This window comes from Bradyrhizobium sp. Arg237L (assembly GCF_029990105.1).
In the GTDB taxonomy this organism is placed as follows: domain Bacteria; phylum Pseudomonadota; class Alphaproteobacteria; order Rhizobiales; family Xanthobacteraceae; genus Bradyrhizobium.
The window spans coordinates 22,266-38,352 of the sequence record NZ_JAQMIL010000052.1 but is presented as its reverse complement, the minus strand read 5'-3'; the positions used below and the strand labels follow the sequence as shown (position 1 = coordinate 38,352).

The following is a 16,087-nucleotide window of genomic DNA, read 5'->3' as shown; positions in this document are numbered from 1 at the left end:
CTAACCTCTGTTACTATCCGAAAAATTGCTTCTGCGCGGCAGCAGGATGGTGAACTCGGTAAACTCGCCGGGCTCGGTTTTGACATTGATCGTGCCGCCATGCTGCTTCACGATGATGTCATGGCTCATGGAAAGTCCGAGGCCGGTGCCTTCCCCTGGCGGCTTGGTCGTGAAGAACGGGTTGAACATCTTCTCTTTTACCTCGGGCGGAATGCCGACGCCGTTGTCGCGGATGCGGATCTCGACGTATTCGCCACGGCTGAGTGTGCTGGCGCTGACCTTCGGTTCAAATCCCGGACCATTTTCGCTGCCGCGCTTGGCGACCGCATAGAAGCCGTTGGAAATCAGGTTCAGCAGCACCCGAGTGATCTCCTGCGGGAACACCTCGATCGTGCCGGCGTCCGGATCGAGGTCGCGCCTGAGGGTAACGTTGAACTGCGGCTTCTCGGCGCGCGCGCCGTGATAGGCGAGGTTGAGACTCTCCTCGACCAGCGCGTTCACGTCGGTCGGCCGGTGGTCGCCGCCGCCCTCTCGCGAATGTAGGAGCATGTTCTTGACGATGGAATCGGCGCGTTTGCCGTGCTGCACGATTTTTTGCAGATTGTCCTTCAGGAGCCCGCTCAGTTCATCTATCTCGCCGCGAATGCTGCCAGCGAGTGACGCTGATGCCAGCAAATCGCTCAGCTCGCCCGTCAGTTCCGTGGAAAGTGCGGCAAAATTGTTGACGAAGTTGAGCGGATTCTTGATCTCGTGCGCAATGCCGGCCGTGAGCTGACCAAGGGAGGCGAGCTTCTCGGTCTGGATCAGGCGACCCTGCGCGGCGCGCAAATCGTCGAGGGATTTTGCAAGTTCCCTGGTGCGGGCCTGCACTTGCTCGAACAGCCGCACATTGCCGATCGCAATCACGGCCTGGTCAGCGAAGGTCTGTAGCAGTGCGATCTGCTTGTCGGTGAACGGGTGCACCTCGTTGCGGCGGAGCACGATCGCACCGATGCTCTCGTTTTCCCGCAGCAGTGGCACGCTCAAGATGGTGCGGTGACCCATCCGCATCGCAAGCTCACGGCCTTCCGGGAAGTCAGTATCGTCACGCAGATCGGCGACGTGCACCGGGGTCTGGTCGACGAAGGCACGGCCCGCAGTCCAGTTGCGATTGATCGGCCATTTCTCAAGGTGAATCGGAATCGGCCCGTGATGGGCGCAAAATCGCAGGTCGTCGCCGTCCTTTAGCACCACGGCGGCGTCATAGGCATCGCAAAGCTCGCAGGCGCTTTCGACGATTGCCTTCAATGCCGGTCCGACATCTGTCGGCGAGGAGGCAATCACCTTCAGGATGTTGGCGCTGCCGGTCTGATAGGTCAGGGCTTCCTGCAGATCGCGGGACTTGGCCTGCACTTCGTTGAACAGCCGCGTGTTTTCGATCGCGATCACGGCCTGATCGGCAAATGTCCTGAGCAGGGCGATCTGGTTGTCGGCGAACGCGCCCGCTTCGGCGCGCGAAACACCGATCGTGCCGATCGCAACGCCTTCGCGCAGCATCGGCACGACAATGATGCTTCGATATCCTCTGGCGCGTGCCATGTCCCTGACGGTCTGGGGGACATCGGGTTCGGTTTCGATATCGGTGCGAAACGCGATGGTTGAGCTCTGCGCGACCCGGCTGTGAATCCCCGAGGACGTAAGCGGAGTAGGGAATGAATTCTCGATCTCCCTGTCTCCGGCTTCGCTTCCAGCAGTACGAGCTGCGAGATGAAGCATGTCATCGACAACGCGTGTGACAAGCCCCGTTTGGCCCCCGAGCAGCCGCTTCGCGCTTTCGGCGATGGCGTCGAATACCGGCTGCACGTCGGTTGGCGAGCTCGCGATGACGTTGAGAATTTCGGCGGTCGCGGTCTGCCGCTCCAGCGCTTCCCTCGTCGCGTTGAACAGCCCGACATTCTTGATCGCGATCACGGCCTGGTCGGCGAAGGTCTGCAACAGCCGGACCTGGTGCGCTCTGAACGTGCCGGTCGCCCGGCGCGTGGTGATGATGATACCGATGACCTCGCCCTCGCTCACCAGCGGGGCGAACAACATGCTGCGATAGCCGCGTGCACGGGCGACGTCCCGCGCGGCCGGCTCGAGCTCGGTGTCGGGCAGTTGCGCGGCCGTACCGCCCGCCACGAGCTGGTAGGGCGGGAATCGAGCGAAGGGCATTGGAAACGCCGCCTGCAGCGCAAGGTCGCCGGCGGGATCGGTCGGGGTGAAGGCCGCCAGATGGGCGGCGCCGCTCGCATAGCGAAGCACCGCAGTGGAAAAGCCGCCGATCAGCCGGTTGGCGTTGGCCGCGATGGCCTCGAACACCGGCTGCACGTCGGACGGCGAGCTTGCCATCACATTCAGGATATCGGCAGTGGCGGTTTGCCGCTCCAGCGCTTCCCGTGTCTCGTTGAACAGACGCGCGTTTTCGATCGCGATCACGGCCTGATCGGCGAAGGTCTGCAGCAACTGCACGTGATCGGCGGCAAACGCGCCCGGCTCGGCACGCGTGACGCTGATCATGCCGACGGGCGTTCCCCTGTTCATCAGCGGCATGAACAAGACGCTGCGGAAACCGCGCAGCCTTGCCAGCTCCTTGTTCAGTTGCGGGACGTCGTCGGCCTCGCTGTCCGGAAATTGAACTGTCTTGCCACCGCGAACCAGGGCAAAGGTCGGAAAGTCCGCGATCTGTCGCGGGAATGATGACTTCAATCCTTCGTCCGCTGCGGGACTGATCGGCGTGTACGCCACCAGATGAAGCTCATCGCCGATGAATTGGAGCACGGTCGCGGAGAAGGCGCCGAGCAGGCGCTTGGAGCTGGACGCGATGGCCTCGAACACCGGCCGGGCATCGGAGGGGGAGGCTGCGATGGTGCGCAGGATCGCGGCGCCCGCGCTCTGGCGATCACGCGCAACCGCAAGCTCGCTTTGCAGGCGTGCATTCTCGGCGGTACCGGATCGCAATTGCTGCTCCAGCTCGTCGATCCTGCGCCTCAGCTCGGCGATCATATCCTGGGAAAGCGCGGTCATTCGTGATCCGGTTCAGCACCGCTGCGCAAGCTGGCGCACTGCACGGCCGACGGAGGCCGGCCAGCCAAGGTTGCCGCATTATCACACCCCGCCCGGCCGGGGGCCAGTGCCCGCGGCGTGCCGGCATCTTCGCTCGAAAGCGCTCCGGTCACCTCACCTGGCGTTTTTCCAGCTTTCGGGCCAGGGTCCGGCGGTGCATGCCGAGCCGCCTTGCGGTTTCGGAAATGTTGAAATCGGTTTCGATCAGGGTCTGGTGAATGCGTTCCCATTCCAGGGTCTTGATCGAGGTGGGACGCGCGGCCACTTCGACATCGGCGTTGCCCTCGGCCTTGCGGAAGGCGGCTTCGATGTCGTCAGTGTTGGACGGCTTGGCGAGATAATGGCAAGCGCCGAGCTTGATGGCTTCCACCGCGGTGGCGATGCTGGCAAACCCGGTCAGCACGACGATCAGCATCTCGGGATCGTGCACATGCAGCGCTTCCACGCAGGCCAGCCCCGAGGCGCCGCCCAGCTTGAGGTCGACCACAGCATAGCCGGGCGTTTTCTCTTCCAGCACTTTCCTGACCTCGTCGAGCGAGGCCGCTACGACGACCTGATAGTCGCGCCGCTCGAACGAACGTTTGAGCGTGCGGGCAAAGCCCTCATCGTCCTCCACGATCAAAAGCAGCCGTTCATCCGTCAAGGCTGCCTCCGATCGCAAGCGTTGCCAGGGGCAGTTCGAGGCTGATGGTTGCGCCTCCCTCTGCATTGTTTCGCGCCGTCACGACCCCGCCGAGCTTGCGCACGACGTTGACGACCAGGAACAGGCCGAGGCCGCTTCCCGGGCGTCCCTTGCTCGACTGGTAGGGCTTGCCCAATTGCGCCAGCATTTCCGGCGCAAAGCCCGGTCCGCGATCGGTGACCGACAGGACGAGCCGGTCGTCGGCCCGCTCGGCCGCGAGCTCGATCCAGTCGCGCGACACCTCGGCGGAATTGTCTAGGACGTTGAAGATCGCCTGCTTGAGCGCGACCTCGGAGACAACAGGCAGGTCGGTGCCGAACTCGTTCCGGAAGTACAGCGTGGCGGACGGGCGCGTGGTGCGCCACTCCTGGACCAGCGCCGCGAGAAATGCAGTCACAGTGGTCGGCGACGATTCTTCGCCGCGCGCCTCGCCGGCCGAGACGAGAATACCCGTGACGATCGACTTGCACCGTTGCAGCGACGTCTCCATCTCGAACAGATCGTCCGAAAGCTCCGGATTCGATGCGAGGGCCGGCATGCGGCGCCAGTCGCTCAGGATCACCGACAGCGACGCCAGCGGGGTGCCGAGCTCATGCGCCGCCCCGGACGCAAGCAGGCCCATCCGGACGATGTGATCCTGCTCGGCGGCATGCTGGCGCAGCGCGGCCAAATTCGCATCGCGTTTCCGCAGGTTGCGGTTGATGCGCGTCACGAACACCACGAGCAGGACGGCATTGAGCGCAAAGCCGATGAACATGCCGGCAACATGAAGGCTGAACGGATCGCTGAAGCCGTACTGCGGCAGCCCGAGCGGGCGATGGGCGACGGTCAGCCCGGCGAAGCTCAAACAGGCCAGTCCGACCAGCGACCAGGTCGAGCGGGCGTCGAGCAGGACCGCGCCGAGGGTCACCTGCAGAAGGTAGAGCGATGTGAACGGATTGGTCGCCCCGCCGCTCAGATAGAGCTGGCCGGTCAGTGCGGCGACGTCGAGCATCAGCGCGAGCAGGAGTTCGCGATTGTTGATTTCCGCCCGATACCGTACCCAGACCAGGCTCAACAGGTTGAGCGCCACGAGGGCTGCGATCACGCCGGCCATCGGCAGGATCGGCAGCGCAATGCCCAGCCACCGGTCGACGAACGCGATCGTCACGATCTGGCCGATCACCGCGGTCCAGCGGAGCTGGATCAGCAGCGCCATGTTCTTGCGGTTGGTCGTGTCGTCGGTCGATTTTGGAGCATCCAGCGCGACCGGGGCCGTGCCGGCGCCGGCCCTGGCCGGCAGCGTCATGGCCTCGTCCGCCGTTTTCCCGTGGTCATGCTGATCCGATATGCGCTCGAGCATCTGGGCCCGTCTTGCGAGATAAATTGCGTGCGGCGGCCACCAGGCTCCGCACGGCATCGCGCCGCGCATCGAAGTCGCGGACATGGTCCCTGCCGCGCAAAGCGCGCAGGAGTGCAGCCGCCAGCATAATGGCCATGGCGAACCATGTCAGCGCGTAAATCAGGTGGTTGTTCGGGAACCTGACCACGGTCAGCCCGCCGATCGGGTAGCCACCGGGATTGGGGGCCGCGTCGGCATCGATGAAGAATGGCGCGACCTGCGACAGTCCGCGCGCTGTGGCGATCGCAGCGACATCGCGCGAGTACCAGCGGTTTGTCGCCGGGTCGTTCGTGCGCAGGAAGGCGCCCTTTGGCTCGGTGATCCGCAGCAGGCCGGTGATGCTCACCGCGCGGGGCGGATTTCCCTCGCGCCGCGTTGAAGGATCTCGCCGCTCCGGGGGAACAAAGCCGCGATTGACCAGGACCGTGGCTCCGTCCATCGTCTGCAGTGGCGTCAGGACCCAGAAGCCGCGGCCATAGTCGGTCACGGCCGCCACCAGCGTCTCGCGCTCATGCAGGAAATGGCCGCTGACGGTCACGCGCCGGTATTCGTCGCTTGACGCGGTGATCGCGTGCCACGACGAGGGCGAGGGCAGCGGCTGAGGGGCTGCATGCTGGCGCTGCTCGACCCGGTCGATCAGCGCCAGCTTCCACGTCCTGCGCTCAAGCTGCCACACGCCGAGCGCGGTCAGCGCGACGACGCCCAGCGCCGCGAGGGCGACCAGCAGCAGCGAGAGGGCAGATGGGCGCGCCGTCACTGCATGGTGCTCATGTCATGCCCCGGCATCATGTTGACGTTGAGGTGATGCATGACCCACAGCGTTCCGGTCAGCCCGATCACCACCATGATGATGGTGAAGATCAGCGCCATCATGGTCCAGCCGCCCTCGGAGCGGGTATTCATGTGCAGGAAATACACCATGTGGACCACGATCTGGATCGCCGCCAGCACCGTGATCGCAAGCCCGGTGAGCTGCTTGTCTCCGAGCACGCCGCTCATCACCAGCCAGAACGGGATGGCGGTGAGGATGACGGAGAGGCCGAAGCCGATCAGGTAGCTTTCGCGCGAGCCGCCGGCATGGTGCTCGCCATGTCCGTCTGCAGGATGTGCGTTGGGTGCGGGTTGCAGGGCGTGAGTGTCGGATTTCATCGGAGCATTCCCATCAGGTAGACAAAGGTGAACACGCCGATCCAGACCACGTCGAGGAAGTGCCAGAACATGCTGAGGCACATCAGGCGCCTGCGGTTGGCCTCGATCAGGCCGTAGCGGGCGACCTGCACCATCAATGTCACCAGCCATACCAGGCCGAAGGTGACGTGCAGGCCGTGGGTGCCGACCAGCGTGAAGAAGGACGACAGGAAGGCGCTGCGCTGCGGCGTCGCGCCCTCGTGAATCATGTGGGCGAATTCGAACAGTTCAATGCTGATGAACGCCAGGCCGAACAGCCCGGTTATCACGAGCCAGGCCTGCATCGCGCCGACGCGCGACTTCTCCATCGCCAGCATCGCGAAACCATAGGTGATCGACGACAGCAGCAGCATCGAGGTGTTGACCGCCACGAGCGGCAGGTCGAACAGGTCCTTGGGCGTCGGGCCTGCCGCGTAGTTGCCGCCGAGCACGCCAAAGGTGGCGAACAGCATCGCGAAGATGAGACAGTCGCTCATCAGGTAGATCCAGAAGCCGAGCATCGTGCTCGCGCCTTCGGGATGATCGTGCTCGTCGACGACGTAGAAGACCGGTTCGGAGCTTTGTGGAGGGACGACGGCGAGTGTCATGACTTGGCTCCAGCGGCAAGCAGGTGCGTGCGCGCATCTTCCACCCGGACGACCTCATCGGCCGGGATGTGATAGTCGCGGTGATAGTTGAAGGTGTGGCCGATCGCGACCGCGAGCAGGCCGATGAAGCTCACGGCGGCCAGCCACCAGATGTACCAAATCAGGCCGAACCCCATCGCCGTGGCCAGTGCGGCGAGGATGACGCCCGTGCCGGTGTTGCTGGGCATGTGGATCGGCTTGAACCGGGTGAGCGGACGCCGATAGCCGCGGCGCTTCATGTCCCACCAGGCGTCGTTGTCATGGACGACGGGGGTGAAGGCGAAGTTGTAGGCCGGCGGCGGCGACGACGTCGCCCATTCCAGCGTGCGTGCATTCCAGGGGTCGCCGGTCACGTCCTTCAGCGCTTCGCGCTTGAGCACGCTGACTGCGATCTGCACCAGGAAGGAGATGATGCCGAGGAAGATCAGGAACGCGCCAATGCCGGCGATGACGAACCAGATCTGCAGGCTTGGGTCATCGAACACCCGCAGGCGGCGGGTGACGCCCATCAGGCCGAGCACGTAGAGCGGCATGAAGGCGAAATAGAAGCCTGTCACCCAGAACCAGAACGACAGCTTGCCCCAGAACGGATCGAGCCTGAAGCCGAACGCCTTCGGAAACCAGTAGGCGATGCCGGCAAATGCGCCGAACACCACGCCGCCGATGATCACGTTGTGGAAATGCGCGACCAGGAACAGGCTGTTGTGCAGGACGAAGTCGGCCGGCGGTACCGCCAGCAGCACGCCGGTCATGCCGCCGAGCACGAAGGTGAACATGAACGCGACCGTCCACATCATCGGCAATTCGAAGCGGATGCGGCCGCGATACATCGTGAACAGCCAGTTGAACATCTTCGCTCCCGTCGGGATCGAGATGATCATGGTGGTGATGCCGAAGAAGGAATTCACGCTGGCGCCCGAGCCCATCGTGAAGAAGTGATGCAGCCAGACCAGATAGGACAGGATGGTGATGACGACGGTGGCGTAGACCATCGAGGTGTAGCCGAACAGGCGCTTGCCCGAGAAGGTCGAGGTCACCTCGGAGAAGATGCCGAACGCCGGCAGTACCAGGATGTAGACCTCGGGGTGACCCCAGATCCAGATCAGGTTCACGTACATCATCGGGCTGCCGCCGAAGTCGTTCGTGAAGAAGTTGGTGCCGATGTAGCGATCAAGCGACAGCAGCGCCAAAACCGCCGTCAGCACCGGGAAAGAGGCGACGATGAGGACGTTGGTGCACAGCGAGGTCCAGGTGAAGACCGGCATCCTCATCATCGTCATGCCGGGCGCGCGCAGCTTGACGATGGTACAGATCAGGTTGATGCCCGATAGCGTCGTGCCGACGCCGGCCACCTGCAGCCCCCAGATGTAGTAGTCAACGCCGACATCAGGGCTGTAGCCGATGTTCGACAGCGGCGGGTAGGCGAGCCAGCCGGTGCGGGCGAATTCGCCGATGAACAGCGACGCCATCACCAGCACCGCGCCGCCCACGGTCATCCAGAAGCTGAAATTGTTGAGGAACGGGAACGACACGTCGCGCGCGCCGATCTGCAGCGGCACCACATAGTTCATCAGCCCGGTGACCAGCGGCATGGCGACGAAGAAGATCATGATCACGCCATGGGCGGTGAAGATCTGATCGTAGTGGTGGGCGTTGAGATAGCCTTCGGAGCCGCCAAAGGCGATCGCCTGCTGCAGGCGCATCATGATGGCGTCGGCAAAGCCGCGCAGCAGCATCACGATGCCGAGGATCATGTACATGATGCCGATGCGCTTGTGGTCGACGGTGGTGAACCACTCGCGCCACAGATAGCCCCACAGCCGGAAATAGGTGACGGCGCCGAGCAGGGCGACGCCGCCCAGCGCCACGACGACGAAGGTGCCGACGACGATCGGTTCATGTAGCGGCAGCGATTCCAGTGTCAGGCGGCCGAAAATCGCTTTGGCGAGGGAGGAAGTATCGAACATGCGGCGCTCTTTAGGAGTCTGATTTCGGACGCGATCCGAGAAGAAGGGAACTTGAGGATGGATTGGCGGGCGAGAACAGCGGACGCTTGAGGCCGGCCCCGCGCAGCGGCGTCGTGTCGAACGGGACGGTGCTCTCCGGCTCGGATTGCCCCTTCAATTCGTCGACCGAGCAGATGCCCGCCACGTAGGTCGGCTCGGGTCCGAACACCGCGCCGCGCCGGGCATATTTGTCGTAAGTCAGCGGCAGCGTGTTGTTCAGCCCTTCGCGACCAAGCCCGCCCTTGGCGTCGATCGCCATCATCTCGCTCGCGCACATTTTGCCCGGCTCGACGCACATGTTGACGATGGCCTTGAACAGGTCGCCATCGACCGAGCCATAGCGGCGAACCGGCTCGTTGGCGCTCGGACGTTCGAGCACGAGGTATTCGTTGCGGCCGAGCATGTCGCCGCTTGCCTTCACCTTCGCGATCCATTTGTCGAAGTCGGCCGTCGTCAGGCTATGGAACGAGAAGTACATCCCGGAGAAGCCAGCGCCGCTGTAGTTGGCGGAGAAGCCTTTGTAGACGCCGGGCTTGTTGGTCACGGCGTGCAGCTTCGTCTCCATGCCCGGCATGGCGTAGACTTGGCCCGCCAGCGCCGGGATGTAGAAGGAGTTCATCACGGAGGAGGCCGTGATGCGGAAACGAATCGGGCGGTCGACGGGAGCTGCGAGCTCGTTGACGGTCGCGACGCCGTACTCCGGATAGATGAACAGCCATTTCCAGTCGAGCGCGACCACCTCGACATTGAGCGGCTTGTCCTGGGCCTCGATCGGGCGATCGGCGTCAATGCGGCCAAGCGCGCGGTAGGGGTCGAGCAGGTGGGTGGCCATCCAGGTCAAAGCGCCCAGGCAGACGATGATCAGGAGCGGCGCCGACCAGATGACGAGCTCGAGCTGGGTGGAATGGTCCCAATCGGGCTCATAGCGGGCTGATGTGTTCGACTGCCGGTAGCGCCAGGCGAACAGCGCGGTCAGCGCCATCACCGGCAGGACGATCAAGAGCATCAGAACGGTGGAGATCACGACCAGGTCGCGCTGTTGCACGGCCACGTCGCCGGCCGGGGCGAGCACGACAAAATCGCAACCTGAAAGAGCGGCTGCGAGTGGCAGCAACGCAAGAATCCTCAAGACACGCACGGTGGAACCTTGTTGGAAATTTCCTATGTGAAACAGGGGGTAGCTGCGATGCAACAAGGAGGACATTGGACAATTTGTCCAATGTTGCAGTGCGCAATGGCGGCTCAAACAGCGCCTTTGAGGTCGCTAACGGCAAGACCGCCTGGCGGCCGCCTCAATCAAGAACGGCATAAGGCATAAGGCATAAGGCGCGATGGCGATGACACAGGCCCCTGCAATGGCTCACGGCCACCCGATGACGGCAGGTCACGAACCGGCGCGCCCCGGGGAGATCGCCATCGGCGTCATCATCGGCCGCACGTCCGAATTCTTCGATTTCTTCGTCTATGCGATCGCGTCAGTGATCGTGTTTCCGCGCCTGGTGTTCCCATTCGCGAACGAACTGACCGGGACACTTTATTCTTTCGGCATCTTCGCGCTTGCCTTCGTGGCGCGTCCGCTCGGGACCGTCATCTTCATGACGGTCGACCGCCATTACGGCAAGAGCGCGAAGCTGATCATCGCGCTGTTCCTCTTGGGGACTGCGACGGTCGCACTCGCCTTCCTGCCCGGCTACGACACGATCGGCGTCGCCGCGATCTGGCTGCTGGCGCTGGCGCGCGCCGTCCAGGGCCTGGCCTGGGGCGGGGCCTGGGACGGTCTTGCCTCGCTGCTCGCTATCAATGCGCCGCGGCATCACCGCGGCTGGTACGCCATGGTGCCGCAGCTCGGCGCGCCGCTTGGACTGATCGTGGCGAGCGCCCTGTTCGCGTTCTTTGCCGGCAACCTGTCCGCGGAAGATTTCTTCGACTGGGGCTGGCGCTACCCGTTCTTCGTCGCGTTCGCGATCAACGTGGTCGCCTTGTTCGCACGGCTGCGCATGGTGGCGACCCCGGAATATGATTCGCTGTTCGAAAGCCGCGAACTGCAGCCGGCCCGTATCGTCGACACGGTTCGTGACGAGGGCCGTAACATTCTGCTCGGCGCCTTCGCGCCGCTGGCGAGCTTTGCGCTGTTCCACATGGTCACGGTGTTTCCGCTCTCCTGGGTCTTCCTGTTCACCCGCGAAAGCCCGGTGCGGTTTCTCATCATCGAGATGATCGGTGCCGCGTTCGGCGTCGTCGCGATCGTGGCTTCGGGAGTGATCGCCGATCGCGTCGGCCGAAAATTACTGCTGACCGGTTCGGCGATCGCGATCGCGGTCTATAGCGGCTTCGCCCCGCAACTGCTCGATGCCGGCGCCGTCGGTGAAACGATCTATATGGTGCTCGGCTTCATTCTGCTGGGCCTGTCTTTCGGCCAGTCTTCGGGAGCGATCGCCTCCAGCTTCGCGCCGATGTACCGCTACACCGCCTCGGCGCTGACCTCGGACCTCGCCTGGCTGTTCGGCGCAGGATTTGCGCCGCTGGCCGCGCTCTTGCTCGCGACCCATTTCGGCCTGATCTCCGCCGGCGCCTATCTCTTGTCCGGCGCGGTGTGGACGCTGCTGGCGCTCTGGCTGAGCGGGCTGCGCGAAAATATCATCGAGTAAGGGTAAAGCGCATTTCGGTTCTGATTGAATCAGAACCGAAGCTCCAGACCCTTGTTTTGACGCGTTTTCTGCGCAGATAAGTGTACGCAATCTGCGTAAACTTGATTGCTACGCGAACCGGGATCCACCCTCGGATCAAGTCCGAGGGCATGCTTCGCTCGAAAACGCTTCGCTATTCCACCACGATCTTCACGCGATCGCGAGGCTTGACCTGGGCGTGGGCGTCCAGCCCGTTGAGGACGCGGAAGCGCTCGGCCGGGTGGTCGACGCCGCCCATGCGGTGCGCGAGCGATTCCACGGTGTCGCCGGGCTGCACGGTGATGACCTTGATGCGCAGCGGGCGCGCGGCCTGGATTTCCTCGAGCGTCAGGCGGCGGAACGAATTGACGGTCTCGCGCGCATTGCGCTCGCTCTCGGTCGTCTTCTGCTTGGCCGCGAAGATGAAGCGATAGACGTCGCTGCCGAAGCGCAGCGCGTAGACCTTGAACTGCCATTGGTCGCCCCGCGCGGTGGCGGACGCCGCCGGGAAGCCGTTGACGGTGATATCCTCTGTGGAAGCCTTGTCGACGCCTTCCATCCAGCCGGAGTTGAGATAGTCGCCGAGCGACTGCTCCGCCGGCACCCGCACCACGTCGAACCGCATCGCCTGCGAGCCGCCTTCGCGCACGCCGATCACCGCCTGCGCAGTGTTGTCGAGCGTGAAGTTCTCGGGTGCCTGGAAGGTGAAGGCGAGCTTGGGGTGCAGGAAGCGGCGGCCGCGGACGAAACCTTCGCTCGGATCTTCGCCGTAGACGATGTTGTCGATCGCGGCGAGATAGGTCTCGCGGTCGCGCTCGGCACCTTCGGGCGCCGTATATTGCCGCGCCGCGGCCTGCGCATTGGAGACGCGTTCGGGCGTTGCCGGATGCGAGGACAGGAAATCCTGCGCGCGCGGATCGAACGAGGTCTTGCCGACCTTCAGCGCCGCATTGCGCTCCATCGCGGTGAGGAAACGCGAGGCGCCATAGGGGTCGAAATGCGCGCGCGCGGCGATGCCGACGCCGATGCCGTCGGCCTCGAATTCCTGCTGGCGCGAGAAGCTCGCCATCGTGAGCTTGGTCTTGGCCAGGGCCAGCGCAGTGAGGTCGGGATCGTTGCTCATGTCGGTGACGACACGCGTCACCACCGCCGCCTGCCGCGCCTGGTCTTCACGGATGGAGGCGTGCTTAGCCAGCACATGCGCCATCTCGTGGCTCAGCACGGACGACAACTCCGAGGTGTCGCTGGCGAGCGCGATCAGGCCACGCGTGACATAGAGCTGTCCGGTCGGCAGCGCGAAAGCGTTCACCGCGCCGGAATTGAGGATCGTCACCTTGTAACCCTGGTCGGGACGGTCGGACGCGGCGACCAGCCGATCGACTGTCTTGCTGATCAGGCCTTCCAGCTTTGGGTCGTCATAGGCGCCGCCATAGGTGGCAAGGATCCGCTCATGCTCGCGTTCGCTCGCCGGCGTCTGCGCCACCGTGGGCTTCGGCTTTGCCGGTTGGGGCGTCGCTACCGGAGCTGCGGTTTCGAACCGGCCGATGCCGAGGTTGCCGCAGGCGGACAGCAGGGTCGCCGCGCACAGGAGCGCCAGCGCAGCCGAAAGGCCGCGGCCCGTCCTGTCCCGCCGTCCCACACCCTCAATCACGTCAGCTACTCTCAAGCTGCCGGAAGATATCATGGTCCGACCGGCCGGATCATGACCCCATCCCTGTTTGCGCCCTGTTTGCGCATGATCTCTTGAAAGAACGAGCCTCCACGTCCCGGATCATGCTCTCATCTGTTTGCTTGAGCACGATCTTTTCGGAGAACCGCTTCCCCTTTTCATGCCCTTAGGTCCCGCCAAGCACTTCCAACTGCCCCACCCGGAGCAGTTCGATCCGTGGCCCGTTGCGCGCTTCGACCCAGCCGCGGACACGAATCCGTCGATTTTCCAGGGACTTAGGCGCAAGCCCGGCCGCCTCGAGCGCGGGGATCATGCGCCTTGGAATAGTCACAGCAAAGTCCCGTGTCCAGTTCCGGCCAAAGTTGAGGTAGGTGGTTGCTCCCGCCTGACGGACGGACAAAACCTTCCCCTCGACCACCGCAAAGCGCCCGATCCCCGCCAAAATATCGCCCGGACTTTCCGCGTTTTTTATGGCGGAGGCGTCGGCCCAAGTTCCCCTTTTGGCCTGCCTCGCCTCGGCCTCGGCCGCAAGCAACAGGGTGGCGCAATCCCGGTTCGAGACATCAGGCGATACCATCGCCTGGCCCTGCTTCAATAGTTCGCTTTGTACGGCCGCGTCGGACCCCGAGACAAAGACGAAGGCCGCCTGGCGTCCATAGCGGTCCGGCACGTCGTCCTCGCCCTGCAGCGAGATGTCGCGTCCCATCACCAGCGCCGACAGGGCTGCGGCCCCTTTCTGCCGGTCCGCAATCTCGATGCCGGCGAGGCGGATCTCGCGGCCGTCCTCGAGGCGAAAGCTGCGCGCGTCGGTCACGGACACGACCCGGCCCTCGCCCTGGGCTTCGAAAGCGCATCCCGCCGCGCGGGCCGAATCGGTTACCACTGTACTGATGAGGCACAACAGCAACATTTGTGCACAAAATTTCGTGTGATGCGCTGTCACTTTGTGGCCCCGTGTCATGACGCCGCTGCTAGCCGACTGAATTAGGACATGATTTTCCGCAACGACGTCGGTCTCCGTCCGACACTATCCCCGGGGCATTTTGACTTGAGGCCGATTGCGAGCATAAGTAGCACCCCATCGGCGGGGACCAGCAATGAAGCCGGAGCGCTGGGTTTCGCGCAAGCCAGTCTTGCCGCGCGTCCCGGCACAACAGGAAAGATAAGTGCTGCATGAACTCGTTTTTTCGGCGGCAGTTGACCGATTACGTTGAATACCATCGTGACCCCTGGAATTGCGTGATGCATGTGTTCGGCATCGTGTTCCTGTTTCTGGCGGCCATTCTCCCCCTCAGCCTGTTGTCCTTCACCCTGTTCGGAGTTGAGGTCAGCGCGGCCGTGATCGCCGTGCTGCCGGTCCTGTTTTATTGGTTCTTGCTCGATCTGGCGCTTGGCGCCGGAATCTTTTGCGGGGCTGTCGTTCTGCTGTCACTGGCCGCCTGGATCGTCAGTCATGTGACCATCACCGGCCTGTGGTCGCTTACGGCGGTCCTCCTTGTCGTGGGAGTCGCCTCGCAGATCATCGGGCACCAGGTGTTCGAACGCAGGAAACCCTCGATGGCTGACCACCCCACCCATCTGCTGCTCGGACCGATGTTCGTGATGGCGAAATTATTCATCGCGCTGGGCTTTCGGCACGATCTCGCGAGTATTATCCAGCCTCCGCAAGATTCCCTGTCGTATTCCCAGTAGCTCCAGCCGTACTGCATCCCACCGCATGACACGAATCCTGGTTACAGGCGGTAACGGCTTCATTGGCAAGCACCTGGTCTCGGCGCTTGTCGCGCAAGGCAGCGACGTGCGCGTGCTTGATCTGCAGCCGCCGTCGCGAGCGTTGCCGAAGGTCGAGTATGTCAAGGGATCGGTGCTTGACCGCGACCTCGTGCACAGCGCCATCGACGGCGTCGACGAGGTCTATCACCTTGCCGGGCTGCCCGGGATGTGGCTGCCGCGGAAGGCCGATTTCCACGACGTCAACTGTGGTGGCACCGAGGTCGTGATCGGGACCGCGTGCAAGCGTGGCGTGAAGCGGCTCCTGCACTGCTCCACCGAATCAATCCTGTTCCGCGCCTCGCGATCGGACGATCGCCTGGCCGACGATGCGCTATTGCCCGACAACATGCCGGGGCCCTATACGCGCTCGAAAATGCTCGCCGAGCGCTACGCGATGCAGCAGGCGGCATCGGGATATCCTGTCGTCATCGGCTGCCCGACGATGCCGATCGGGACCCACGACCACAATTTCACGCCGCCGACGGAGATGCTCCGGCTGTTCCTGAACCAGCGCGTGCAGCTCTATCTGGACTTCGTCGTGAACCTGGTTGACGTGCGCGATGTCGCGGCAGGGCTTATCCTCGCCATGGAACGCGGGCAGTTCGGACATCGCTACATTCTCGGCGGCGAAGGCATCGCGCTGAAGCAGGTGCTGCGGATCATGGCGCATGTCCGGGGCCGCCGCACGCCGCGCCTTGCGATGAACGGCCGCCTCGCTGAGATCACCGCGGGCCTCCTGGAGTTCGTTGCCGATCACGTGACCCACCGGCCGCCATCCGGTACGGCTGAAGGGGTGCGGATCGCGCGGCGGGCCGAGGCGCTGTCGATCGAAAAAGCGCAGCGTGAACTCGGCTATGCGCCGGGGCCGGTCGAGCCTGTGCTTCGCGAAACCATTGCGCATCTGCTTGGCTCCGGTCACAATCAGGCGGAATGGGAACCGGCGTCGAGCCCGGGCGCCCAATCGTTCAATACCACGCGCCGGTTTGGCGTCTGATCCAATCGCCTGATACGG

13 protein-coding genes are annotated in these 16,087 nt (G+C 63.6%); 3 read left to right on the top strand and 10 right to left on the bottom strand.

Translation table 11 applies throughout. The features are described 5' to 3' along the window. The 8 genes from OZ411_RS27970 to cyoA all read right to left on the bottom strand — a co-directional run bounded on the left by OZ411_RS27970 (window position 1) and on the right by cyoA (window position 10,105). The gene (locus OZ411_RS27970; RefSeq protein WP_282530537.1) at window positions 1-3,045 is read right to left on the bottom strand and encodes a GAF domain-containing protein; all 3,045 of its coding nucleotides are present in this window, start codon (window positions 3,043-3,045) and stop codon (window positions 1-3) included. A gap of 148 nt (window positions 3,046-3,193) precedes the next feature. Then, window positions 3,194-3,727 carry a response regulator transcription factor gene (locus OZ411_RS27965; protein WP_282530536.1) on the bottom strand — a complete coding sequence of 178 codons (534 nt, stop codon included), beginning with the start codon at window positions 3,725-3,727 and terminating at the stop codon, window positions 3,194-3,196. Then, a complete protein-coding gene (locus OZ411_RS27960) occupies window positions 3,717-5,108 on the bottom strand; it encodes an ATP-binding protein (protein ID WP_282530535.1) in 1,392 nt (463 codons plus the stop codon). The genes OZ411_RS27965 and OZ411_RS27960 overlap by 11 nt, the downstream gene beginning before the upstream one ends. Next, window positions 5,080-5,874 carry an SURF1 family protein gene (locus OZ411_RS27955; protein WP_130579267.1) on the bottom strand — a complete coding sequence of 265 codons (795 nt, stop codon included), beginning with the start codon at window positions 5,872-5,874 and terminating at the stop codon, window positions 5,080-5,082. The genes OZ411_RS27960 and OZ411_RS27955 overlap by 29 nt, the downstream gene beginning before the upstream one ends. Before the next feature lie 26 nt (window positions 5,875-5,900). Further along, entirely contained in the window at window positions 5,901-6,296 is a 396-nt protein-coding gene (cyoD, locus tag OZ411_RS27950) for a cytochrome o ubiquinol oxidase subunit IV (protein ID WP_282530533.1), read from the bottom strand. Then, window positions 6,293-6,922, bottom strand: coding sequence for a cytochrome o ubiquinol oxidase subunit III (gene cyoC, locus OZ411_RS27945; RefSeq protein WP_130579244.1), 630 nt, complete (start codon window positions 6,920-6,922; stop codon window positions 6,293-6,295). Before cyoC ends, cyoD begins: the two co-directional genes overlap by 4 nt. Continuing rightward, window positions 6,919-8,928, bottom strand: coding sequence for a cytochrome o ubiquinol oxidase subunit I (gene cyoB / locus OZ411_RS27940; protein ID WP_130579246.1), 2,010 nt, complete (start codon window positions 8,926-8,928; stop codon window positions 6,919-6,921). The genes cyoC and cyoB overlap by 4 nt, the downstream gene beginning before the upstream one ends. A gap of 10 nt (window positions 8,929-8,938) precedes the next feature. Next, window positions 8,939-10,105, bottom strand: a complete 1,167-nt coding sequence (gene cyoA, locus OZ411_RS27935; RefSeq protein ID WP_282530532.1) for a ubiquinol oxidase subunit II — start codon at window positions 10,103-10,105, stop codon at window positions 8,939-8,941. A 193-nt stretch (window positions 10,106-10,298) separates the two neighbouring features. On the opposite strand from cyoA, the gene OZ411_RS27930 reads away from it, so the two are divergent. Continuing rightward, window positions 10,299-11,615, top strand: coding sequence for an MFS transporter (locus OZ411_RS27930; protein WP_282530531.1), 1,317 nt, complete (start codon window positions 10,299-10,301; stop codon window positions 11,613-11,615). Between the two features lie 172 nt (window positions 11,616-11,787). Here OZ411_RS27930 and OZ411_RS27925 read toward each other — a convergent pair whose 3' ends face one another. Both OZ411_RS27925 and OZ411_RS27920 read right to left on the bottom strand, forming a co-directional pair. Beyond that, window positions 11,788-13,284 carry a M48 family metalloprotease gene (locus OZ411_RS27925; protein WP_282530530.1) on the bottom strand — a complete coding sequence of 499 codons (1,497 nt, stop codon included), beginning with the start codon at window positions 13,282-13,284 and terminating at the stop codon, window positions 11,788-11,790. A 184-nt stretch (window positions 13,285-13,468) separates the two neighbouring features. After that, window positions 13,469-14,212 (bottom strand): thermonuclease family protein, encoded by a 744-nt coding sequence (locus tag OZ411_RS27920; protein ID WP_282530558.1) that lies wholly within the window; start codon window positions 14,210-14,212, stop codon window positions 13,469-13,471. 263 nt (window positions 14,213-14,475) lie between these two features. Between OZ411_RS27920 and OZ411_RS27915 the strand changes: the two genes are divergently transcribed. Together OZ411_RS27915 and OZ411_RS27910 are read left to right on the top strand one after the other, a co-directional pair. Beyond that, window positions 14,476-14,994 carry an Mpo1-like protein gene (locus tag OZ411_RS27915; RefSeq protein ID WP_282530529.1) on the top strand — a complete coding sequence of 173 codons (519 nt, stop codon included), beginning with the start codon at window positions 14,476-14,478 and terminating at the stop codon, window positions 14,992-14,994. A gap of 25 nt (window positions 14,995-15,019) precedes the next feature. Further along, window positions 15,020-16,069, top strand: coding sequence for an NAD-dependent epimerase/dehydratase family protein (locus tag OZ411_RS27910; RefSeq protein WP_282530528.1), 1,050 nt, complete (start codon window positions 15,020-15,022; stop codon window positions 16,067-16,069). The last annotated feature ends 18 nt before the right edge of the window (window positions 16,070-16,087 follow it).